Raw genomic sequence first — 20,237 nt, 5'->3', positions numbered from 1 at the left:
GAAACATGCCATACTTTTGTCTCCAGGAGCGCGTCGGTAAGGTGATCACGTGAGCGGAGATAACGTCGCTGCCCTACGAGCGGGGGTCAGTCACGGCGAGGTGTTCAGCCTGTTCCGCGACGTCCGCGGAGGGCTGACGAAAGCCGACGTTATGCGCCTCAGCGGACTGTCCCGTACGGCCGTCAACCAGCGTCTCGACAGCCTGCTCGCGGCGGGACTGCTGGTCCCGGCGCCGGAGGAGGCCCGCACTCGAGGCCGACCGGCCAGCCAGTTCGTCGTCAACCGGGACCGCGGTGTGCTCCTGGTGGCCGACGTCGGCGCGACCGGGCTGCGCGCCGCCCTGTGCGATCTCGGCGGCGCGGTCCGCGCCGAGCGAGCGGCCGACGCCGACGTGACGAGCGGTCCGGAGACCATCCTCACTCTGGTGCACGGGCTTTTCGCGGAGATGCTCAAGGAGACCCAGCACGCCGAAGAGAGCGTGCTCGGCGTGGGCATCGACGTTCCCGGCCCCGTCGACTTCGCCACCGGCCGGGTGGTCAGCCCGCCCATCATGACCGGCTGGGACCGCTACGACATTCCCGGATGGTTCATCCGTCGCTACGACTGCCCGGTCCTGGTCGACAAGGACGTCAACGCGATGGCCGTCGGCGAGCAGCGCCTGCGCTATCCCGATGTGGCGCACCTGCTCATGGTCAAGATCGGTACGGGGGTCGGCACCGGCCTTATCGCCGGCGGTCAGGTCCACCGGGGGGCGGACGGCGCCGCCGGTGATGTCGGTCATATCCAGGTGACCGTCGAAGACGTCACCGAGCCACCGATCTGCCGATGCGGCAACGCGGGCTGTGTCGAGGCCTATGCCGGGGGCTGGGCTCTCGTCCGCGACCTTCAGGACGCCGGCCGTGAGGTGGCGACGGTCAACGACGCCGTACGACTGATCCGCAGCGGCGATCTCGTCGCCGTACGACTCGCCCGGCGCGCGGCCCGCATCCTCGGCGGCGCGATAGCCGACACCGTCAATCTCTTCAACCCGCGCGTCATCGCCATCGGCGGCCAGCTCGCCCACACCGACGAGCAGCTCTTCGCCGGCATCCGCGAGGTGGTCTACCGGCGTTCACTCCCCCTGGCCACCCGCAACCTGCAGATCGTCCGCAGTGAGCTCGACCCCAGCGCCGGCATCCTCGGCCTGGCGGAGCTTCTCGTCGACGGCATCTACACGCCCCAGCGTGTCCAAGAACTGGTGGAACGCGCGGCCGGGTGAATGTCGGGACGGGTCCCGGCTCTTCACGGGATGATGGCGTGGTGCGATCTCGTGGGTGGTGCGTTCGGGTCACTCACAAAGCGGTTCGGGAGGCCTCATGAGCAGTTCGCTGCACGACCGGGACAATTCTGAATCGACGAGGCCGGCCGGAGTGCGTGTCCGCAGGCCTGGGTGGGTCACTACGGGCATTGTTCTCCTCGGAGTGTCCGCGTGCGCCTACGCAGTGAACTACGCGGATGCGACCCATCAGGTCGGTGGGCCGGTGACGTACCCGATCTGGCTGCTTGCATTTGGGTGGTTCGCTCTAAGGGCGGGTGGGGGCCGGCCCAGAGCCCGGATAGCGCTCTTGATCCTTGCCGTGCTGAACTGCGTCCTCAACGTATTCGCCGTTTTCGGACCAGCGAATCTTGTGGTCACGTACATCGTTGCGCTGGTCACGTCCGCCGCCGGCCTGGCGCTTATCTACCTACCGGAGGGCAGCGATGCGTACTTCGCCTGGCGCGGTCGTAGTGGTGGCCGGCCTGCGGCCATGACCGACCGGCAGACAGCGATCGTTCGACAGATGTACGAGCAACGCGACAAGAACGGTAGGCGCGTCAACACGGTCGCCGACATCGCCGCCAACCTCGGAGTGAGCCGCGCGACGATCTACCGTCACCTTGATCCCGAGCAGCGAAGGGAAGCCGAGGGACCGTCGGACCAGCCGTAAAGCCGATGCCATCGTTGCCGCAGGGCGATGTTGAACTGGGCGGGGGTGCCTCAGCCTGAGTGAGCGATGAGCAATCCCGCAGCCGCCACGGCCATGATGGCGACGAAGATGACGACGCCACGCACATCGCTTCGCCTTCTGCCGCCGACGTTGACGAAGGGAACGCCTGGACCACCGTTGCCGTCGACACCGTGGTGGTGATGATGGCCGCCGAACCCGCCGTGGTGGTGACCACCGAACCCGCCGTGATGGCCTCCGCTGTACCCGCCGCCGTCGTGTGACATCGCATGGTCTCCTTCCGGTTTTTCCGATTGGACGCCACGACGATCAGCAAAGTTCACGGTCCCGATCCGACGAATCGGCATGGAGCACATCGTGCCACTCCCCCAGGGCGTCAGCTTCGCTGCCGGGCGAGGTCGTCCAAACGACACAGGTGCAGCGTCGTCCCCGGCTCGGCCGGGAACGAGTGGTCGAGCTGCCACCCCTGTTCGGCGGCGACCCGGAGCACGGCCTGGGCGCCGGCGCCCCGGAAGTGCCAGGTGCTGACGCTGACCCGGCGCAGGATCCGGCCGGCCTCGTCGGCCTGGTAGTTCTTGCGCGGGTCCCGCGCCAGTTCGGTCTTGAACCGCTCAGGGAGGTACTTCCGCAGGTGCGTGAGGTAGGCGTCGGGGTTGCGGCGCAGTTCCAGGGCGCGCAATCGCGGCATGAAGACCCAGGTGAGCAGCGGCATCGCCACCCGGAAGGACAGCGGGCCCCACGGCATGCCGGGTGCGGGCGATGGCCCATAGGGGTGGGGGACTCCGACCTGCTCCGGAGGCGGCATGAGGCGGAAGAAGCACAGCCTGTGCGCCGACTTGGCGCTCGCCCAGTCCACCGACCAGCCTTGCAGGCGGGCCAGGTGCTCGACCTGGGCCGGGCTCAGGCCACGGTAGTAGCGGACGGGCAGGTCCGTGGTGGCCCGTCGGACACCGTTCGGCGGCAGCGTGGCCACACTCCAGCCGCTGTTCTTCTCGCCGCGGGAGAAACGCTCCGTCAGCAAGTCGTCGGTGAACGGCTCCCAGTCGGTGGCGCGACCGCTCCATTCGACGCGGAAGCGCCGCCAGGAGATCGCGGCGTTCGCAAAGCCGAACACGGCCCCCGGCGGGCCGACATTGGCGTTGGAGGTGCTGTCGGCCCAGATCGCCAGGACGGTCAGGCCGACGGCTATCAGCACCCACAGCGGAATGTAGATGAACTGCAGTACGAACTGTGTCACCAATCCGACCCGCGAGCGACGCGGCGCCGGCCCGAGGTCGCGCGCGGGCGCCGACTGAACGGGTGGGCCGGGCATCGACGGCTGATATCTGTTGTCCGGCGGACCGAACCCGCCCTGACCTCGGCGAAGTGCCCGGTTTCCAGGGTCGGAAGGGCCACCGTAACCGCCGGGACCGTCAGGGGGAATGGTCATAGGTCTCCTCACCCGAATGGCGCATCCGCGGTGCGGTACGGTGACACGGCGTCGGAACGAGACGCGGCACGTTCCAGATGCCCGAACGGAGCCTAGTCCTCGGTGGCGTCACGAGCGATTCGGGGTCGGCGCCGGTGGAGAGCCTTCCGGACCACGGACCCGAGTAGGTCCGTCCCGGAAGGGCAGGGCGCAGGGAGAACCACCATGGCCGTACGACCGGCTGGAAACATCCGTACCCGTCGCTCCACCGCCAACTGGCTGTGGTGTCTCGTCTTCGCCGCCATCGCGGTGACACTGCCGACCCTCGCGATCCGCGACGCCCTGCGGCACGCCGAACTGCTCCGACACCACGGCGTCCGGGTCACGGCCGACGTGCTGGGATCTACGGGCAACTCCTGCGACATCACCTTCGTCGACCGGAGCAACGGCACGCCAGAGGTGGAAAAGTTCTCCGGGTGCAAGTACGCACGCATCGGTGAGAAGCTCGCCGTCGTCTACGATCCGCGGCACCCGTCCACGATCGCGTACGCGAACAGCATCGGCGTCATGCGCGAGTACGCGATACGCGCGCCTCTCATGCTGGTATCGCTGGTCGCAGCCGTCGGCGCGGTGGCCATCTTCCGCCGTACCCGCTTACGTCCGTTGATTGATTGATCGTTGGTTGACCGGAGGTCATGAAGGGCCCTTTCCATCCGGCGGGCGAGCCGTCAGTGTGTGATCCATAGCCCCTGAATACATCGGCGGCGCTGGACATCGGAGAGGAAGGCGCCCAAGGCCATGGACACGAGTTGCCCGCAGCACGGAGATACCGCTCACGTGACAAAGGTGAGCTCACTTCCGCGCACTGGCACCACGGACACGAAAGGCACCGTCGACAGCGGCACCGTGCGAGTGACCGGCGGCATGCAGGTCCGCGCATTCGCGGCCAAGACGCGGAGCAGCATCAACGTCACCAGCGAGCGCCGGATCGTGCGCGAGCTCACGCCGGCTCCCGCCACGGGAGGTGCGGCCGGCCAGGCGCTCTGGGCGTTGTTCTACGCCGCCGACGCGGTGATCTCGGTGGTGGTCGCGGCCAAAACGAGTTCGACGACGCGTACGGTCTTCTTTCTCTTAGCGGCGATCTTCGCACTCGCAGCCGTTGTGGCCGTGCGCAGCTTCGTCCTTCACCGGAGCCGCGACAAGCGAGTCGAAGAGGGCCTGCCCAAGGCCCGTCAGGCGTGGAATCTCGGTTACTACTGCGGCCATTGCGACGGAGTGTTCTTCGTCGCATCTCCTGCCGGGTTCGACCTTCCCGTACGCACGCTCATGCCGATCAGTGACTTCCGGCATCACGTGTGGTCCGCAGGGGGATACGGCGATCTCGCCTGAGAGGCGCATTTCGGTGGGTTCGAGGCTCAAGCACTGGATTACCGGAACGGTGAGCCTGACCGTGGCCGCCGCCGTGAACGTGACCACGGGAATGCTCACCCAGCACTGGGCCGCCCGCTGGTCTGCGGCGACGGTCGCGTTCGTGGTGGTCGGGGGTGGGCTGGAAGCATTACTGAAGGGGCAGAACCGCACTTCGGTCGGCCAGCGGATCAGCGGGACGAAGGTCGGAGGTCGTGCGCGCCAGCGGCTGCCCGGCCCGGGTGAGCAGTCCGTGACCGATTCCGAGATTGCCGGGGACCTGGACCAGTCGCAAGGTACGGGCGGCGATGGCGCATAGGCGGCGGCCGGTCCACGTCCACCAGACGGTCCGCGATGCGCGCGTGGGCGGAGACGTCCATCAGGTCGTGAACGTGGCCGCGGAACCGGAGCTGGATGCCGCCGCCGCCCTGCTGGCGGCGAAGGTCCGATCCGAACTGGAGGCCGAGGTAGGGCGCCAGCAGCTCACGCGGCCCCACCCGATCGCCGTACGGTGGTCGGCCACCGGACGACCCGTCCAGGGACCCGAGACGGTGGTCACCCGAAGCGAGACACGGCCGGGCGGTGACGTCACCCAGATCGCCGCGTTGATCCGCAGCCTGCCGCGGCGCCAGCTCGTGGTGCTCGGCGCGCCCGGGTCGGGCAAGAGTGTGCTGGCGCTGCTGCTCGCCCGTGACCTGGTCCGTGACCTCGAGGCGGGTGACCCGGTGCCGGTGCTGCTGACCTTGTCATCCTGGCGACCCAAGGTCGGGCTGCGCGCCTGGATGGCCAAGCGCATCCGGGCCCTCTGCCCTGATCTCGCGGCCGACCACGGCCGCCGCATGGCGGCGCGGCTGATCGAGGAACGACGGGTCATGCCGGTGCTGGACGGCCTGGACGAGCTCCCCGCGCCGCTGCGTGCACCCGCGATCGAGGCCATCGACACCGCTGTGGCGGACGGGGTGCCGCTGCTGGTGACGTGTCGCGGCACCGAGTACGAACGCACCGTGCTGACCAGCGGCCAATACCTCACCCGAGCCGCCGTCGTGGAACTCGAACCGGTCGCGGCGAGCACCGCGGTGACGTTCCTGCGCACGTCATCCCCATCACGGGACGATCAGTGGGAGCCGGTCTTCGAGCGGCTGCTGCGTGAGCCGGACTCACCGCCGGCCCGTGCACTGCGCAGCCCGCTGATGCTGTATCTGGCGCGTACGGCCTACCGGTCGGGAGCGAAGGAGCCGGCCGAACTACTGGACGCGGCGAGGTTCGGCACTCAGGACGCCATCGAGCGTCATCTGCTGGAGATCTACATACCGACCATCTATTCGGAGGCTTCCGGAAGCCGCTACCGGTCCCGCCTGGCCGGGCGATGGCTGGAGTTCATCGCCCTGCGGATGCGCGCCCGGGACACGGTCGACTTCGCCTGGAAGCAGGTGTTCTCCCCGCTCATGGCGCTGCCGTTCTCCCTACCGTGTGGCGGTCTGCTCGGCTGGTTCTTCTACCGGTGCTTCGGTTTGGTGGATGCGATCGCGGCCGTGTGGTTCGGCTGCGGGGTGGTCATCGCCGCCGGCCTGTACACCCTGCTCGTCGACGAGCGCGGCGGGGCGTACGGTGGCCCGAAATCGACGCTGCGTCGGCGCGCGATCGTGACCATCCTGGTGAGCGCCGTCGGCACTGGAATCGTGCGGCTGGCTTCGGCGTACTGGCTGGACGACATGGTCCGGGTGACTCCGCGGGTCGCTCGACATCTCGGCACCGCGGCCGGGTTGGGTTTCGGCTGCGGGATACTGCTCGGCTCGAGCTGGGGCTCGTACGTGATGGCTCGTACCTGGTACGCGTTGACCGGCAGACTCCCCTGGCGGCTGTGGGTCTTTCTCGAGGACGCCCATCGGCTCGGTGTGCTGCGCCTGACCGGTTCGGCATACCGGTTCCGGAACCTTCGCCTACGTGAGCAGCTGAGCGGCGCTTCGTGGTCGGCCGATCCGCCGGACGACGCGGATGCGGAGAACACGGGGCGACCGCAGCGCTGGTGGTGGCCTGTCCTCGTGACGACAGGAGCGATCTCCCTCGCGCTGATCTTCGTCATGTACGTTTCCGTCGGGGGCCGTATCGGAGCCGGACAACTGGAGTATCGCTCCGGCGACAGGCCCGCCAGCCGAGAGCACTTGGTGTGCGGGGTCGGCGGCGGCCCCGACCCCAACGGGCCACAAGGTCCGGGAATATGCCTTCGGGATCTTCCTCTCCGCTGGAGCCTCCCGATCGATTCAACGCTGCACGCGGTACTGAAGCAGGCATGGGGCTTGTCCATCAGGGGTCTGCCGGTCCGATCCCTCTCCGGTGAGTTGAAGACGACCGGGTGCACCGGGGCCTCGGTCCAGGTGACGATGACCGTGAACGGTCTGTCGCTCACGCCGTTCGTCATCGGCGTGGGAACGCACCCCGTCAAGAAGCTGACCCGATTCCCCAGAGACGCGCCCGATAGCGGACTCGTGGAGATGACGCTGCGCAGGCTCGACCAGCGGCCTTGCACCCTCGGCTTCGCCTGGACTCATCCAGGCGTGAAGTACGACCTGTACGAGCACATCAGACGGCGGCTCTCCTGACCAGAGCGGCAACGCCGCACCCACAGGTGATCAAACCGCGTGCGCGCGGGTCCGGATCGTAGGGCCCGTACTGCCCGTACTGCCCGTACTGCCCGCACGCCCGCATCGTGGTAATCACTGACATTCACATTTTGGGCTGACCAAATACGGCCAGGCCGAACGGCATAAATCACGATAATCCTTCGATCGAATGCGCTAGGTTCTTCCCCGTCTCCGTTATTTGACGGAGTCAACTGTTCAGGGAGGACGATCATTCAATGAAGTTGCTTCGAAACGCCGCCGCGACGGTTTGCGCGAGTGCCGCAATCGTCACCTGTATCACTGCTCCGGCGAACGCCATCTCCACGACGGCTCGACAGCAATGGGGGCCGTGGACGGAGGTCGGCTACACGTACAGCATCAAGTGCCGCACATACGTCGACGCCAGCCCCTCCGGAAGCAAGATTTACATCACCGGCGCCGTCTACTGCAATCGCAAAGCAGAAGTCGCCATGGATCTCTCCGCCATTTCAAGCGGCACCAAGAGTAAACTATGCAAGAACGTGACGAAGTCACACTTCTGCTACCTCTCCAGGTGGATCAAGAATCCTCACGGAAAGCAAACGTTCCGCGTCTCCACCACGGCAAATCACATTGGCCACAACATCAAGGCCGCACATATCAAATTCAAAGCCTAGCGTTCTCGCGTTCTTCGACGCCGGTGCCGGCCGGCGGGGCACACCCACCGGTCGGCGTCCCGGGAACGCGCGGGCTCACCTTGCCCTTGATGACCACGGTCGCGGCCGCCGGCGGTGGCCTCGCCCCCTCACTGCGAGGCCCATGGGAGCCAGCACCTGACCGCTCGACACGCTGCGCGGCAGCCAGGGCCGGTGACGTTCCCGATGATGGCATGAGCTCGTTTGACTTGCCTGGCAGGAAAGTAGAGTGTTAGCTTTCCTGCCAGGCAAGTCAAACGTGGAGGAGTCGGAATGGACCACTTCGAGGACGCCCAGGCCGAGCTCGCGGAGATCACCAAACGCCGCAACCAGGCCATCGACGGCGCATCCCGCGGCCGTCACCGCGGCTGGGACGCCACCGGCATGCTCGCGATGATCGCCGGCTTCGCGGCACTGGATCTTCCGGGGCCCCCAGCCCTGCAGTTGAGCCTCTTCGGTGTCGCCGCGGTCGCCGCCCTGGTCTGCTTCACCCGCGCCGGCCAGCGCAGCAAGGCGGTCATGCACCGGTCCCAGGTGACCGGCCGGTTCTGGGCCGTCCTCGGTGGCTTTGCGCTCGTCAGCGGTACCCTCTCCTGCGCCGGGATCCTGCTGGTCGACCGGATCGATCTCCCACTGCGGCACGCCCTTATCGGGGTACTGGTCGTCGTCCTCATCGCGGCCGGCCAACCGCTGTACCGGGCGCTGATGCGCCAGGGGACGGCATGACCGTCCCCGCCGGCTTCGACGAACTGATCCATCCGCCGACCCGGCTGAGCCTGATGGCGCTCCTCGCGGCAACAGAGTGGGCGGAGTTCAGCTTCCTCAAGGAGAGCCTCGAACTGACCGACTCCGCGCTCTCCAAACAGGTCTCGACCCTCGCCCAGGCCGGGTACGCCCAGGTCCGCAAGGAAGGCGCCGGCCGTCGGTCCCGCACCCTGGTCACTCTCACCCCACAAGGGCGGACGGCCTTCGATGGCCACGTCGAGGCCCTGCGGCAAATGGTCAGCCGCGCGCGGTCGGCTTCCGGAAACGACGTCCATCCACAGTAGATCGCAGCGTCATCTTCCACGCCCCGCCCTCTTGGCGGATGAGACTTGGATCGTTGATGCGGGCCCTGTCAGTCGTCGGCGGCCACGATCAGGGTGAGACTGCCGGCGGTCCGGTCGATGAGGATGAGTTCGTGGAAGTCGGTGTTTACTCCACCCCAGTCGTGGAACGCGGTTCGGCCGAGGTTTTTGAGGCCGTAACGGCCAGTGGCCTGCCGGACGGGCTCGAAGACTTCGCGGAAAAGGGTGGCGGCCAGTTGCTCCGGGACCTCCCCGTGCTGGTCGGCCCAGGCGGCGAGCATGGCGGTCGAGGTTGGTCCGTCGACTGGCTCGAAGGCCTCGGGGGTGATGTGTTCCAGCTGGTAGGGGCCGTGGCGAGTCCCTTGTGGGTCGACGCCGCCGCCGGCGTAGTCGTCGCGGAACTGGTCGTGCCGGATGACAGCGGACAGGAGCGTCATGTCATCGACAGCGGGGGAACGCAGGTCGAATCGTTTGCCGTCGACCCAGCGATAGCCGTGGGCGGCGGGATCGTCGAAGGTGTAGTCCCGGAAGTTGATGAAGACCTGGCCGCGGTAGTCAAGGATTTGGGAGGCTGCCATCCGGTGGCCGCGATCTCGGTGTCGAGGGCGGAAGTAGACCTTGAGTTTAGTGGCCAGGGCGCGGTCGGCTCGGGGCACCCCATGACGAATGTCAGCGATTCGGGCGAACCGCTCGGGCGGGTCGAGGGCGGGGCGTCAGGCGTGTTCATTGAAGCGGAAGAACCTTCACCCTCAATGAACACCTCTGACACAAGGTCGTCGGGGGGCCGGGCGATGACGTGCCACCGCGCCGGATCACGACCGCACGAGCCCGCTCCAAGTCGAGGCGGCCGGTCGGCCAGTACGGCGCGAGCGCCCTCGTCACTGCTGAACAGCGCGGTGAGTCGGCTCGGCGCGTACGGTGACGGTCAGGGTGACCGGCGCAGCTCCTAAAGGCCCCAGCCGGTGCCGCCTGGTCTGTACATGTAGAGCTGGCCGGCGGTGTGCGCATCCGCGTTCGGATCGTAACGCCGGTCGTTCCGGTCGGGCAGCCGGGGCAGCTTGAGATCAGGCACCTTGAACTGTGGATCCGGGGTCTGGAACACCTTGCGCAGCGCGGCGTCGAGAATGCCTGCCGGTCCGAGGATCGCGACACGGTCGAGCCCGTCCGCCGGGTTCGCGCGTAGCCGCCGGCGCAGGCGGCCAGCATGGATGATCCGGCCGATCTTCCAGGGCGAGCCAGGCAGTACGCGCTGCTCGCGTAGAGCCTCGGCGATCGCGACGACGGCACCGCTGCCGGCGGCCGCGGCGGTCAGCGCGCCGAGCGGCCTGCCCGCGTCGGAGATCACCGCGAGTACGGCCGATTCGACCTCGTCCCGGGGCTCGCGTCGGACGACTCTAACCCGGTGTAGTGCGCGTGAGATCGCGATCTGCTTGTCGGTTGTGAGCGCGAGTACCGCGACCGTCACCACTCGGGTCGGGCCTCCGCAGATGTAGGCGAGATCGTAGACGCCGAGCTGTGGATGGTCGGCCATGGACAGCGTCCTCACGATAGGTATCTGCGGGATCAGATGATGGGCCGGGCTGCTGCGGTTCCCGTGACACGTCCGGATCACCGGGTGGCCGGTGGATCGAAGAGGACGAACTCGGCGCGTACGGTCTTGCCGGTCGTGGTGGGGTGAAGGGTGACGCGGGCGAGTTCTTCGGCGATCCACAGTCCGAAGTGGCCGACCTCCCCCGGGAGATCCTGGACGGGCAGGTCGGGTGAGGCGTCGGCGACCTCCAGGATGACGGTCGGCTCGGGTTCGGTCCGTACGGTGATGGTGAGGGTGACCGGTGCGGTCCCGTGGGTGAGGGCGTTGGTGACCAGTTCGCTGGTGACCAGGATGGTGTCTTCGATGAGGTCGGTGTCCCAGCCGGTCAGGACGGTGGCGACCAGGGTGCGGGCGGTGATGACGGCGGCGGGGTCTTCGTCCAGGCGGCAGGACCACTGCCGTTGTTCGTTCGGGGTCTGGGTGTCGTTCTCGGTGAACATGGCGTGACCTCCATGAGGTGAAGGCCGCGGCGACCAGGTCGTTGGGGAAGTCCCGGCCGCCACAGCGAGGGTGTGTCAGCGGCCTGGGCAGCCGAGAACCTGGATGATGCGGGCGGCGGCGATGTCGAGGTTGTCGACGTGAGCGATCCGGACCCCGAACGACCAGCGGAACCACCACAGCCCCGCCTGATCCGGACCGACCGTGATGTCGTCATTGAGAGGCGCGGCGGACGGGTTCACCACCCGTACTAACGCGGTCTCTCCGGCCGAGGAGACGACCCGGGCGTACCACCCTTCTCCCCGCAGCCGCTCCGCGAGCGCTTCCAGGTAGTGGATCCGATCACCCGGTTGAAGATCTGCTCGGGCGTGCTTGCCCGAGACACCGCTTTCAGCCATTTGACACCACTCTGTAGTTGCATCATGACAGTATGTGTTCGGTCGCACGCTAGACCAAGAACCGTGATCTCACAAGTGAAGGGACCACAATGAGCGCGTCACTCGTCCTACGGCGTCGGCTGGCCGGCGAACTGCGAGCCCTCCGTCTGCAGGCCGGCCTCTCGCAGGAGGCCGTCGCGGAGTACCTGGACGCCTCCGCCTACAAGATCGTCCGAATCGAGAACGCGCAGAGTTCGATCGGCATAAGCGACCTACGCCAACTCCTGGCGCTGTACAAGGTCGACGCGGAGACCCGTGACCGGCTCATCGACCTGGGGCGCAACGCCCGCAAACGCGGCGGTTGGTGGTCCTCCTACCGCGACGTCCTCCCCGGCCCGTACGTCCAACTCGAGGCCGAAGCATCACTTATCCGCAACTACCAGCCGAGCATCGTGCCCGGTTTGCTTCAGACAGCGGAGTACACCAGGGCCGTCATCCTCGCGTCCAACCACACGATCACGCCAGAGGAGATAGACAGGCGGATCACCGTACGGATGAAGCGGCAAGAACGGCTTCGGGATACCGAGGCTCCTCTCGAACTTCATGCACTCGTGGATGAGGCGGCACTGCATCGACCTGGGGGAGACGGCGAGGCGATGACGGCGCAACTGGAGGCGTTGATCGATGCGGCCACGCTGCCCAGCGTCGACCTGCGAATCCTTCCGTACGTTGCCGGGATCCACGCCGGAATCGGTTACCCGTACGTCATACTCACGTTCCCTGAACCGGCCGATCCGGACGTGGTCTTCTGTGAAGGCCATGCTGGCGAGCGGTACTTCCATGACGCGCAGGAGGTGGCCGGCTTCCGCGCGGATTTCTTGAGCACGGCCAAGGTCTCCTTGGACCGGGACGCCTCCGTTACTCTGATCAAGAGGACAATCAGGGAGATACGGACATGAAGCCTGACATCTCACGGCTTGAATGGCGCAGGAGTGGTAAGTCCGACACTAAAGGTGACCAGTGCGTCGAGGTCGCCGTCCTGACGCAGAGCGTCAGGGTGGCTAGGTAGTCCCTAAGTATCGAGGCTCGGACAACGCCCGCATTGACGATCTGTTCGGTGCTGCGGTTACCTAGTGCCCACATTGTCCAAGAGGGTTCGCGTGCAAGGCGGGAAGGACGAAGGGCGTGGGCATCGACCGCACCAGCGGCAACGCCGACGAGCCCGACAACGTTGACGAGGGCGGCGACCCTCCTAGTCAGCCTGAGCACCGCCCGCCATCTGACCGGTCAGGTGAGCCGGGACGTCCCTACAGTGCCGACGCTCACCGAGCGGCGATAAACGCAAGCGGCAAGCCCGTCGAGTCGGCCGCCGAGGCAACCGATGAGAGCAACGGCGCCAATGACGGTCCGAGCACCGCGGAGACGGCGCAGGAGCGTGAGCAAGGTAGCGAGGGTCGGGGCAGTCCTTCCCGGGACGGCTCGAAAGAGTCGGACGGCACAGGCGCGATGCCAGACAGCGACCACCGACAGGATGACGCGCACAAACCCCCGGACACGGGAACGCATGCGTCTCCGTTGGAACAGAAGCCATCTAGCGGCGACTTTTCGAACCTGGCCGAGGAGTTGGACGCCCGCGCTAAGAGCCGGGAGCTCAGCCAGCAGGATAACGGTGCTATCAAAGATTCGGCCTCCGCGTCCGGGCCCAAGCACGAACTTGCTTCGTCAAAGCTAGACGATGAGTCAATTAAGAAGCAGATCGACCCATTCGCTCCGGACCGTGACAAGGCCGAGGGGCGGAAGGACTCATCCCAGCAGGCTGCCAGGGATAAAGACGCTGAGTGGACTGACGGCGTAGACAGCTTCAATGATCTGCCCGCCGGCGACAAGCTGGCCGACGCAGACGACGGTGAAAAACCCAAGGGCAAGAACTTCCGCGCGAGCCTCTTCGAGCACTACGACGACGCAGAAGATGCGGTCAAGGAGTACACCAGTACGACGGCCGACTTTTTCGGTCCACGCCCCACAGGCCATGCTGAGACGCAGGTCGATAGCGGCCCCGTAGCATCCGATGCCCAGCACTCTGGGATCGATCCCGGAAGTGCGGCGTCATCGCTACTTGCCCTAGGTATAGTCGGTACCGAGTTGTTCCGCTGGGGTCGAGAGAAGATCAAGGAGAGGAACGATAATGAAGGTTACGGCTGATCAGGTGGCGGCGTTGCGCGCCGTCTTGACAGGCGACTTGGACACTCATGAGCGAGTGTACGAGCGACTTGACCCAACGATGCGTCAGGGCTATCTCGCTCTTGTCACTGCAGCATTCTTTAGGGCGGCGGAGCAGAAATTCAAGGACGGCAACAGGTCCGAGGTCGTCGAATTTGTCGAAAAGGCGCGGGCGAGGTCTGACCGGCTAGCTGAATCCATCGACCCCCAGGTCGCCGAGCATCTCCTCATGGCCGTGTCTACTGGCGATGACATCGATGATGTCGCTCCCGAGATAAGGGGCCGCCATTTCATCCTTCTTCTCACAGGACTTATCGTTGACGCTAGTCTCACAGGTCAGGCGCTAGACGACTTCCTAGGCGATGCCCGTGAGCTCGCCGATGAATGGCTCACCGGAGACAATTGAGCACACTCAGGTAGCCGCTCCTAAAAATTACGGCAGAACCGGCACACCAAGCCGATTGAACATGCGACATGTATGAGGATTTGCAGGGCTACTGCGAGCACATCGCCGACTTCGTCGGTTCGCTGAGCGAGCATCCGGACGCCGTCCGAGGTGTCGCCTACCTCCACAACGCGGCCGATCTCGACGTCTGGGACCTCTTCGAGCTGTCCACCACCGAGCGCACCCGGCTGTTCACCAAGACCCGCCGGGGCTCGTTCCTCGACTACCTGCGCGCGCAGTTCGTCCCTCGGCCCGTCGGCCCAGTCCGCCTCCGGAGCGACGGACACCATCATCAAGGCCCTCGGCGACCTCCTTACGTCACCGGGACGCGAGGAGAGCCGGTGAAGGGATCGGTGCCATGGTGACCGGCGGGCCTCCCGCCGGGTGGTATCCGGATCCGGGCGGGCAGCCGTTCGAGCGTTTCTGGGACGGCCGGGTCTGGACCGCCGGCACTCGTGCCGCGTCGGCCGGCCAGGCTCCCGCCGCTCCCGTACATCCGGTGCGGCCGCAGGACGGCCGGCCGGCCGCGTACGGACCGGGTGTGACCGTACCGCCCCGGCCGTCCGCCCCCGGCCGTGCCGTGGTGCCGCACTCTGGCGGTCTGCCACCGAGCGGTTCGATCGAGCGTGGCCCGGCCCGGCCGACACGATCGAACCTGGTGTCGGTCACGGTCAGCGTCCTGATGCTGATACCCGCGGCGGTCGGCGCGCTGGCGATCGTCGCGCCGATCGCGTACGGGCTGCACCTCGTCTGGCCGGTCTGGGGCGCCTTGGCGCCGTTCGCCGCCTGGGTGCTCGGTGCGGTGGTGGCGACCTGGTCGCGGGAGACGATCCAGCGCGCCTGGTACGGCTACCGTGATCCGGCCGCCGAGGAGCACCGCCGTCTCGCCGAGCCGTCACGCCGCGCGCTGCAGCGGCTGGGAGTCACGGCCGGGCGGTACCGGCTGATGATCGCCGAGTCGGATGGCGTGAACGCGCCCGCCGTCACCGGCCGGACCGTCGTCATGACGTCCTACGCGGTGAACACACTGCCGGCCGACCGGATGGAGGCGGTGCTGGTCCACGAACTCGGCCACCACCTCGGCCTGCACGCCGTTCCTGTGGTCTGCTACACGCTTCTGACCCTGCCGGTACGGGCGCTGTGGTGGCTGCTCGCCCGGATCTGGCAGCCCGTACGCCGCATGTGGGCGATCGCGAAACGGTGGCACACGCCGTTCGGATTCCTGGTGTCGTCCGTCTTCACCGTCGCCGTGGCGCTGCTCGTCGTGGTCTTGGCGATCCCCGTCGGCATCGCCTTCGTCGGTGCCACCCTGGCACGCCCGTCCACCGACCGTACGGAGTTCCTGGCCGACGCGGCCGTAGTGGACGCCGGGCTCGGCCCGCAGCTCCTGGCAGCGTTGGAGACCGCGATCGAGGCGGGTCATACCGGCACCGACCGGGTCACGCGGCTGCTCTCCGTCCAGCCCCTCGTCATACGCCGCGCGCAGCGTCTGCGAAGAACCCTCGCCACGTGACGCGATGCGCGCCGGTCCGGCGGCCGGGCTCGCTACCGTACCCATATGAACACGTCGTCGACGCAGCGTGATCGCGAGAAGGCCCGGAAGCACGCCCAGGACCTCGAACGGGATCTCGCCGTGTACCCGGACGAACGCGACGAGATCCTGCTGGAGATGGCGGGGCAGTGGGCCGACGCCGGCGAGACCGATAGAGCGCTGCGGATCTACGACAAGATCGCCGCGACGGCGGCAGAGGAGGACGACGCCCAGTACGCCATCGTCGAGAAGATCCACGTGCTGGATGAAGTCGACCGTCAGGACGAGGCGCGGGCCGAGATCGCGCGTCTTGAGAAGAGACGGCCCCTCCCCGGCCCCGCGTCGCTGATGGCGGAGTTCTTCGAAGCCCAGGGACAGCTGGAGAAGGCTCTCACCTGGTACAACGTGGCGTGCCGAGACTTCTTCTCCGAGGCGGGCGACGAGGACGAGCCGGAGATCGGCTCCTTCGACCTCGAGTTGGCCGGACGCGCCCGCGTACGAAAGGCCCTCGGGCTGCCACCCGACGAATTCGATCGGCTTGCCGTCGACGGTAACGCCGACATGACGAAGGCGCTGAACCGCGTCGCACAACGTGGCGGGCCGTCCCATGCCCCCTCCACCGGAGTCGGGTCGTTCTTCGTCCGCTCCGATGTGAAGCGCGCCTTCGCCGAAGGTCTCGTGCACGTGGACGACCCCGAAGACGACGACGTGACGTCCTACTTCCGCCGCGTGGAACGCGGATGGCGCGAGACCTGCCACGAAGGCGGCGTCACCAATCTCGTGATCCTCCCGACGACCGTCGACGACCTCCTGCGATACGGCGACGAGCACGGACGCGACCCGAAAGACCAGCAGACCCGCATGGAGTACCTCCAGGACCGGGTGGAGGAAGAAGCCTCCACCCTCCACTGGCCGCCGGAGCGCAACCAGCCCTGCTGGTGCGATTCCGGGCGCAAGTACAAGAAGTGCTGCGGGTCACCGGCCAATCGATGACCACCCCCAAAGAGCGGAGATTTGGGGAGGTAGCTCCAGGAGTGATGAAAAGCGCGATGGGCCGCGTTAGCATATGGAGCGGCATGCAGCGGTAGCGATCGTTCCTACGGAGGCTCGATGGACGACGACCGGCCGGTCGCACCTCCCTGGTCCTCGGGCACGGCCATGGGATGTCCCGTCGGGCCGGCCGTGCAGGCGTGGATCGAGACGTCGATGCGGTGGTTCGCCGATGAGTTCGGAGATGAAGCGGCGCTCCGCGACGTGGCGCTGCCGGCGCGCGACTTCTTTCCCGAGCCGTACACCGCCTCCCCGGAGCAGATCGAGGCACTGCTGTTCCGCGTCCGCGACCTGATGGCGGTCGACCCTTCACAGGAGCTCTTCCTTCGCCTGTTCGACGAGTCGGAGGGCGACGGTCGGCGGCGTGCGGTCGGTCACTACCACGAGGAGGACGGCCGGGCCGTCATCGGCCTTGACGTCCGTGAGGCCGCCGATCCCGCGTTCCTGACGGCGATCATCGCGCACGAGCTCTGCCACGTACGGCTGCTCGGCGAGCGTCGTATCTCGGCCGCCCGCCGCGACCAGGAACGCCTAACCGACCTCCTGACGGTCTTCCTCGGCTTCGGGATCTTCACGACCAACGCCGCCCTGCACTTCGCGGAGGCCGACCGCGGCTGGTCCGTCCGCCCGCGCGGCTACCTGAACGAGCGCTCCCTCAACGGCGCCCGGAACGACGGCTACGGAAGACTCGGATACCTCACCGAGGCCGAGTTCGGTTACGCCCTGGCGTGCTACTGCCGGCTGCGCGGCGAGGACGATCCCTCCTGGGCCGCCCACCTCGACCCGGGGCCACGTGACTTCCTGCAGCAGGGCTTGGCCTACCTGGCGCGGGCGGGATCCGGCGACCTCCCGACTCTCCGTACGGTCGCGGGCCGGACGTCGATCTCGATCGTGCCATCGTCCCGATCGCGCGCTTCGAACTTCCGCCTCTTCGCCCTGCCAGGAGACGAGAAACGACTACTCCCCCGGCCGACCTGGATCGATCAGCCACATTGACGTCGGCGTTGACGCGCCAAGCCCGGCAAGTCGGTCATCGACCCGTCAACAACGGCGGCAACATGACCACGATGGCGGCAAAGTCGCCGCGACGGTCGCTTGGCCGGATTCCCGTTCACGGGTTATCCGTTTCCGTGGCCGAACAGGGGTGGCGGGCCTGGTCGGTCGTCGTCTCCCGTACCGGGTGGGCGGCTGCCGGGAGGTGGCGGGTTCTGGCGAGACGGGTCTCTGAGTGATCGGGTGGTGCGCGGCATGACCTGGCCTGGCCGCCAGTCCTGATCCTCCGACGGGGGCTGGGGGCCGGTCTGGTAGCCGGGCGGCGGGCCGGGGGCGTACGGCAGTGGCTCGCGTGGGGGTTCGACGGCCGACGGTGTGGCCCAGCCCGGCGGGCCGGGCACGGCCGAGGGCTGCCGGGGTGGTGGGTCGGGCAGGGGGGTGGTGGTGACGCGGTCGAGGGTGACGATGGCCGGGTCGCATTCGACCGGAGTGAGTTTCCGGCCGCCTTCGTGGCGGGTCTCGACGAGCAGGAGGGCGTGGTCGGGCAGGTGCTGCAGGGTGACCGGTTCGACCGCGTACTCGTACACCCGTTGGGTGGTGTCCGCGTCGCTCCAGTTCGTGCCGGCCGCGTAGGAGTAGGCGCTGGACCAGTTCCGGGACACCGAGCGGCTCTCCCCGTGCGTGTCGGTCTCACTGGTGCCGCCGCCCCGCGTACGCGAGTCGCCGGTGTTCGTCGAGCGGTCGGCGAAGAAGCCGAACGGGCCGCCGCCGGATCGCGTGACGCCCGACGATCGGGTCGTGCCCCAGTTGGTGGACGTGCCGATCGAGGTGGACAGGCTGATGGTGTCGGAGTCGCCTTCGCCTTCGGTGTCGGACTCGGTGTGGGATTCGTTGCCGCCGACGTTCTTGGTGATCTGGGACAGCACGAACCTGTAGTCGCGGCCGATGAAGTCGGCGGCGCGCGTGGCGTCCTCGTGATTGCCGAGCCGCATGAACGCGACCGCTCCGCCCCCGATCATCTCCCCTCCGGTCTCGCGGAGCCGCCGGTACAGGAACGTCAGCGGGATGCCACGGCGTTCGCACGCGTCGGACAGGCGTTCGAGGTGACGGCGGGCCAACTCGTCGGCGCCGGCCACCAACACGGACGGACGCGGGCTGCCGGACGCTGCGACGCGGTGGGTGACCCACTGCACGATCAGGTCGGTGAGCAGTTCCGAGCGGACATTGCGGGCGTTGCTGTCCAGCGCGATGCACGTCAGGTAGCCGGAGTTGCGGCGTTCGGGCTGCGTGCCGAGCTGTTCGAGCGGGTGGACATACGACTCGATGCGGGACAGGTTCGCGTGCGCCTGACGGCGGTACTCCACGCTGAACAACTCGTTGGCGATGCGGCGCCGCTCATCCCGCTCCAGGGCCGCCGAGTCGTCGGGCTCGCCCATGAGGGCACGCAGCGCCGCGCCGATGCGGGCGAGGGAGACGTCGTCACCCAGCGCCTCACAGATCTTCATGAGGATCCGGTCGTCCATGGCCCGATCGGCGCGCGCGGCGTCCGGTGATCCTCCGTACATCGACTCGACGATCGCGTCCACCAGGTCTTGCGGCTCCAGGCCGGACAGCAGCGTCGAGGCGGCGAGTTGCGCCGGTAGAAGCTGGGCGTCGACGTCGATGCCGGCGGCCCGGGACAGCGTGGCGAGTTCGCCGCAGACCATCTCGCGCGACAGGTCGATGACCAGCAGCGGCCCGGTGTACAGCGCCGAGCTGCCGTACGTGGTCAGCAGAGCCTCCCAGCTCCACAGCGTGCCGCCGAACACGTCCAGCCGTGTGCGGGCCAGCGGACGCGGCACGGCGCCCCATTCGGGACGGGTGTTCGCCTGGTAGTGCTCGGTGCTCTCATGCCGATGTCTACGGGCCTGCCAGTCGCGCATCGCCGCCCCGTACGTCTCCTCGGCACGGCGGCGGGCCGTCTCGTACGCGTCTCGGGCGTTGCGCCGGGCGGTGGCCGCGATCCCGGTGAGCACGACGCCGGGCACCAGACAGATCAGGGCCAGCACGAACGACCCGAGAGGGATCGACGTCTTGCCCCACTCGTGGTCGTTGACGGAGTAGGCGGAGAACAACGCGAGGATGACGAAGCCCGTGACGCTCAGCGGAAGGGCGCGCCGACGACGCCGGTCGAGGACCTCCCGTGTGGCGGTGACCTGCTGATTCAGGTACTGAGGCAGCTGCTCCGCCGGTGGCGGCGGCTCGGTGAACTGGACGGAGTACGCCCGGCGGTCACGGAAGATCCAGCCCAGCCGCGGGTCCGGAGAGAACAGCAACGAGCGCCGTTCCAGTAGCGACTGACGATCGACGGGCTCGACAGTCATACCCCTGAAACCCCCGTGCCTCCACAACATCCCGGTCTTGACAACATGTCTGACCGCCCCGAAAGAA

The 20,237-nt window shown here is 67.2% G+C and carries 23 protein-coding genes; 17 read left to right on the top strand and 6 right to left on the bottom strand.

The features are described from left to right. Window positions 1-49: 49 nt before the first annotated feature. The 3 genes from ACQP2O_RS03355 (at window position 50) to ACQP2O_RS03345 (ending at window position 2,248) form a co-directional block, all read left to right on the top strand. Window positions 50-1,258: an ROK family protein gene (locus tag ACQP2O_RS03355; protein WP_433179741.1), complete on the top strand. Its 1,209-nt coding sequence runs from the start codon at window positions 50-52 to the stop codon at window positions 1,256-1,258. A gap of 346 nt (window positions 1,259-1,604) precedes the next feature. Next, entirely contained in the window at window positions 1,605-1,967 is a 363-nt protein-coding gene (locus ACQP2O_RS03350; protein ID WP_433179739.1) for a helix-turn-helix domain-containing protein, read from the top strand. Between the two features lie 59 nt (window positions 1,968-2,026). After that, entirely contained in the window at window positions 2,027-2,248 is a 222-nt protein-coding gene (locus ACQP2O_RS03345) for a hypothetical protein (protein WP_433179738.1), read from the top strand. A 113-nt stretch (window positions 2,249-2,361) separates the two neighbouring features. On the opposite strand, the gene ACQP2O_RS03340 is transcribed toward ACQP2O_RS03345, so the two are convergent. Continuing rightward, window positions 2,362-3,222 carry a hypothetical protein gene (locus tag ACQP2O_RS03340; protein WP_433179736.1) on the bottom strand — a complete coding sequence of 287 codons (861 nt, stop codon included), beginning with the start codon at window positions 3,220-3,222 and terminating at the stop codon, window positions 2,362-2,364. 396 nt (window positions 3,223-3,618) lie between these two features. On the opposite strand from ACQP2O_RS03340, the gene ACQP2O_RS03335 reads away from it, so the two are divergent. From ACQP2O_RS03335 to ACQP2O_RS03305, 7 genes are all read left to right on the top strand, one after another. Beyond that, window positions 3,619-4,068, top strand: a complete 450-nt coding sequence (locus ACQP2O_RS03335; RefSeq protein ID WP_433179734.1) for a hypothetical protein — start codon at window positions 3,619-3,621, stop codon at window positions 4,066-4,068. 171 nt (window positions 4,069-4,239) lie between these two features. Then, a complete protein-coding gene (locus ACQP2O_RS03330; protein WP_433179732.1) occupies window positions 4,240-4,782 on the top strand; it encodes a hypothetical protein in 543 nt (180 codons plus the stop codon). Window positions 4,783-4,831: 49 nt separating this feature from the next. Beyond that, window positions 4,832-5,119, top strand: a complete 288-nt coding sequence (locus ACQP2O_RS03325; protein ID WP_433179730.1) for a hypothetical protein — start codon at window positions 4,832-4,834, stop codon at window positions 5,117-5,119. Beyond that, window positions 5,109-7,400, top strand: coding sequence for an NACHT domain-containing protein (locus ACQP2O_RS03320; RefSeq protein ID WP_433179728.1), 2,292 nt, complete (start codon window positions 5,109-5,111; stop codon window positions 7,398-7,400). Before ACQP2O_RS03325 ends, ACQP2O_RS03320 begins: the two co-directional genes overlap by 11 nt. Window positions 7,401-7,657: 257 nt before the next feature. After that, window positions 7,658-8,077, top strand: coding sequence for a hypothetical protein (locus ACQP2O_RS03315; RefSeq protein ID WP_433179726.1), 420 nt, complete (start codon window positions 7,658-7,660; stop codon window positions 8,075-8,077). A 291-nt stretch (window positions 8,078-8,368) separates the two neighbouring features. Next, window positions 8,369-8,821: a hypothetical protein gene (locus ACQP2O_RS03310; protein WP_433179724.1), complete on the top strand. Its 453-nt coding sequence runs from the start codon at window positions 8,369-8,371 to the stop codon at window positions 8,819-8,821. Continuing rightward, window positions 8,818-9,144, top strand: coding sequence for a winged helix-turn-helix domain-containing protein (locus tag ACQP2O_RS03305; RefSeq protein ID WP_433179722.1), 327 nt, complete (start codon window positions 8,818-8,820; stop codon window positions 9,142-9,144). Before ACQP2O_RS03310 ends, ACQP2O_RS03305 begins: the two co-directional genes overlap by 4 nt. A 68-nt stretch (window positions 9,145-9,212) precedes the next feature. Here ACQP2O_RS03305 and ACQP2O_RS03300 read toward each other — a convergent pair whose 3' ends face one another. From ACQP2O_RS03300 to ACQP2O_RS03285, 4 genes are all read right to left on the bottom strand, one after another. Continuing rightward, a complete protein-coding gene (locus ACQP2O_RS03300; RefSeq protein WP_433179720.1) occupies window positions 9,213-9,818 on the bottom strand; it encodes a hypothetical protein in 606 nt (201 codons plus the stop codon). A 290-nt stretch (window positions 9,819-10,108) separates the two neighbouring features. Beyond that, window positions 10,109-10,693 carry a TIGR04222 domain-containing membrane protein gene (locus ACQP2O_RS03295; protein ID WP_433179718.1) on the bottom strand — a complete coding sequence of 195 codons (585 nt, stop codon included), beginning with the start codon at window positions 10,691-10,693 and terminating at the stop codon, window positions 10,109-10,111. 77 nt (window positions 10,694-10,770) lie between these two features. After that, window positions 10,771-11,193, bottom strand: coding sequence for an ATP-binding protein (locus tag ACQP2O_RS03290; protein WP_433179716.1), 423 nt, complete (start codon window positions 11,191-11,193; stop codon window positions 10,771-10,773). 75 nt (window positions 11,194-11,268) lie between these two features. Beyond that, window positions 11,269-11,589, bottom strand: a complete 321-nt coding sequence (locus ACQP2O_RS03285) for a hypothetical protein (RefSeq protein ID WP_433179714.1) — start codon at window positions 11,587-11,589, stop codon at window positions 11,269-11,271. An 89-nt stretch (window positions 11,590-11,678) separates the two neighbouring features. On the opposite strand from ACQP2O_RS03285, the gene ACQP2O_RS03280 reads away from it, so the two are divergent. The 7 genes from ACQP2O_RS03280 to ACQP2O_RS03250 all read left to right on the top strand — a co-directional run bounded on the left by ACQP2O_RS03280 (window position 11,679) and on the right by ACQP2O_RS03250 (window position 17,810). Further along, window positions 11,679-12,527, top strand: a complete 849-nt coding sequence (locus ACQP2O_RS03280) for a helix-turn-helix domain-containing protein (protein WP_433179713.1) — start codon at window positions 11,679-11,681, stop codon at window positions 12,525-12,527. Between the two features lie 226 nt (window positions 12,528-12,753). After that, complete coding sequence (locus tag ACQP2O_RS03275; protein WP_433179711.1) at window positions 12,754-13,770, top strand: hypothetical protein; 1,017 nt, start codon at window positions 12,754-12,756, stop codon at window positions 13,768-13,770. Next, on the top strand, window positions 13,754-14,194 hold the full coding sequence (locus ACQP2O_RS03270; protein ID WP_433179709.1) for a hypothetical protein: 441 nt from the start codon (window positions 13,754-13,756) through the stop codon (window positions 14,192-14,194). The genes ACQP2O_RS03275 and ACQP2O_RS03270 overlap by 17 nt, the downstream gene beginning before the upstream one ends. A 68-nt stretch (window positions 14,195-14,262) precedes the next feature. Then, window positions 14,263-14,598: a hypothetical protein gene (locus tag ACQP2O_RS03265; protein ID WP_433179708.1), complete on the top strand. Its 336-nt coding sequence runs from the start codon at window positions 14,263-14,265 to the stop codon at window positions 14,596-14,598. Beyond that, complete coding sequence (locus tag ACQP2O_RS03260) at window positions 14,592-15,746, top strand: DUF2510 domain-containing protein (protein ID WP_433179707.1); 1,155 nt, start codon at window positions 14,592-14,594, stop codon at window positions 15,744-15,746. Before ACQP2O_RS03265 ends, ACQP2O_RS03260 begins: the two co-directional genes overlap by 7 nt. A gap of 45 nt (window positions 15,747-15,791) precedes the next feature. Beyond that, a complete protein-coding gene (locus ACQP2O_RS03255; protein ID WP_433179706.1) occupies window positions 15,792-16,757 on the top strand; it encodes an SEC-C metal-binding domain-containing protein in 966 nt (321 codons plus the stop codon). Between the two features lie 117 nt (window positions 16,758-16,874). Beyond that, window positions 16,875-17,810: a hypothetical protein gene (locus ACQP2O_RS03250; protein WP_433179705.1), complete on the top strand. Its 936-nt coding sequence runs from the start codon at window positions 16,875-16,877 to the stop codon at window positions 17,808-17,810. 122 nt (window positions 17,811-17,932) lie between these two features. Here the strand turns inward: ACQP2O_RS03250 and ACQP2O_RS03245 are convergent, their stop codons facing one another. Further along, the gene (locus ACQP2O_RS03245) at window positions 17,933-20,170 is read right to left on the bottom strand and encodes a hypothetical protein (protein WP_433179704.1); all 2,238 of its coding nucleotides are present in this window, start codon (window positions 20,168-20,170) and stop codon (window positions 17,933-17,935) included. Window positions 20,171-20,237 lie beyond the last annotated feature (67 nt).

The organism is Actinoallomurus sp. CA-150999 (genome assembly GCF_050942425.1).
In the GTDB taxonomy this organism is placed as follows: Bacteria; Actinomycetota; Actinomycetes; order Streptosporangiales; family Streptosporangiaceae; genus Actinoallomurus.
Note: the sequence above shows the minus strand (reverse complement) of the source record. Positions and strands in the feature narration are given on the sequence as shown.

Excerpts from the sequence above, each read along its gene's own strand:
- ACQP2O_RS03335 (WP_433179734.1), top strand. The coding sequence starts at position 3,619 with ATGGCCGTACGACCGGCTGGAAACATCCGTACCCGTCGCTCCACCGCC.
- ACQP2O_RS03320 (WP_433179728.1), top strand. The coding sequence starts at position 5,109 with ATGGCGCATAGGCGGCGGCCGGTCCACGTCCACCAGACGGTCCGCGAT.
- ACQP2O_RS03315 (WP_433179726.1), top strand. The coding sequence starts at position 7,658 with ATGAAGTTGCTTCGAAACGCCGCCGCGACGGTTTGCGCGAGTGCCGCA.
- ACQP2O_RS03310 (WP_433179724.1), top strand. The coding sequence starts at position 8,369 with ATGGACCACTTCGAGGACGCCCAGGCCGAGCTCGCGGAGATCACCAAA.
- ACQP2O_RS03305 (WP_433179722.1), top strand. The coding sequence starts at position 8,818 with ATGACCGTCCCCGCCGGCTTCGACGAACTGATCCATCCGCCGACCCGG.
- ACQP2O_RS03295 (WP_433179718.1), bottom strand. The coding sequence starts at position 10,693 with ATGGCCGACCATCCACAGCTCGGCGTCTACGATCTCGCCTACATCTGC.
- ACQP2O_RS03290 (WP_433179716.1), bottom strand. The coding sequence starts at position 11,193 with ATGTTCACCGAGAACGACACCCAGACCCCGAACGAACAACGGCAGTGG.
- ACQP2O_RS03285 (WP_433179714.1), bottom strand. The coding sequence starts at position 11,589 with ATGGCTGAAAGCGGTGTCTCGGGCAAGCACGCCCGAGCAGATCTTCAA.
- ACQP2O_RS03280 (WP_433179713.1), top strand. The coding sequence starts at position 11,679 with ATGAGCGCGTCACTCGTCCTACGGCGTCGGCTGGCCGGCGAACTGCGA.
- ACQP2O_RS03270 (WP_433179709.1), top strand. The coding sequence starts at position 13,754 with ATGAAGGTTACGGCTGATCAGGTGGCGGCGTTGCGCGCCGTCTTGACA.
- ACQP2O_RS03265 (WP_433179708.1), top strand. The coding sequence starts at position 14,263 with ATGTATGAGGATTTGCAGGGCTACTGCGAGCACATCGCCGACTTCGTC.
- ACQP2O_RS03260 (WP_433179707.1), top strand. The coding sequence starts at position 14,592 with ATGGTGACCGGCGGGCCTCCCGCCGGGTGGTATCCGGATCCGGGCGGG.
- ACQP2O_RS03255 (WP_433179706.1), top strand. The coding sequence starts at position 15,792 with ATGAACACGTCGTCGACGCAGCGTGATCGCGAGAAGGCCCGGAAGCAC.
- ACQP2O_RS03250 (WP_433179705.1), top strand. The coding sequence starts at position 16,875 with ATGGACGACGACCGGCCGGTCGCACCTCCCTGGTCCTCGGGCACGGCC.
- ACQP2O_RS03245 (WP_433179704.1), bottom strand. The coding sequence starts at position 20,170 with ATGACTGTCGAGCCCGTCGATCGTCAGTCGCTACTGGAACGGCGCTCG.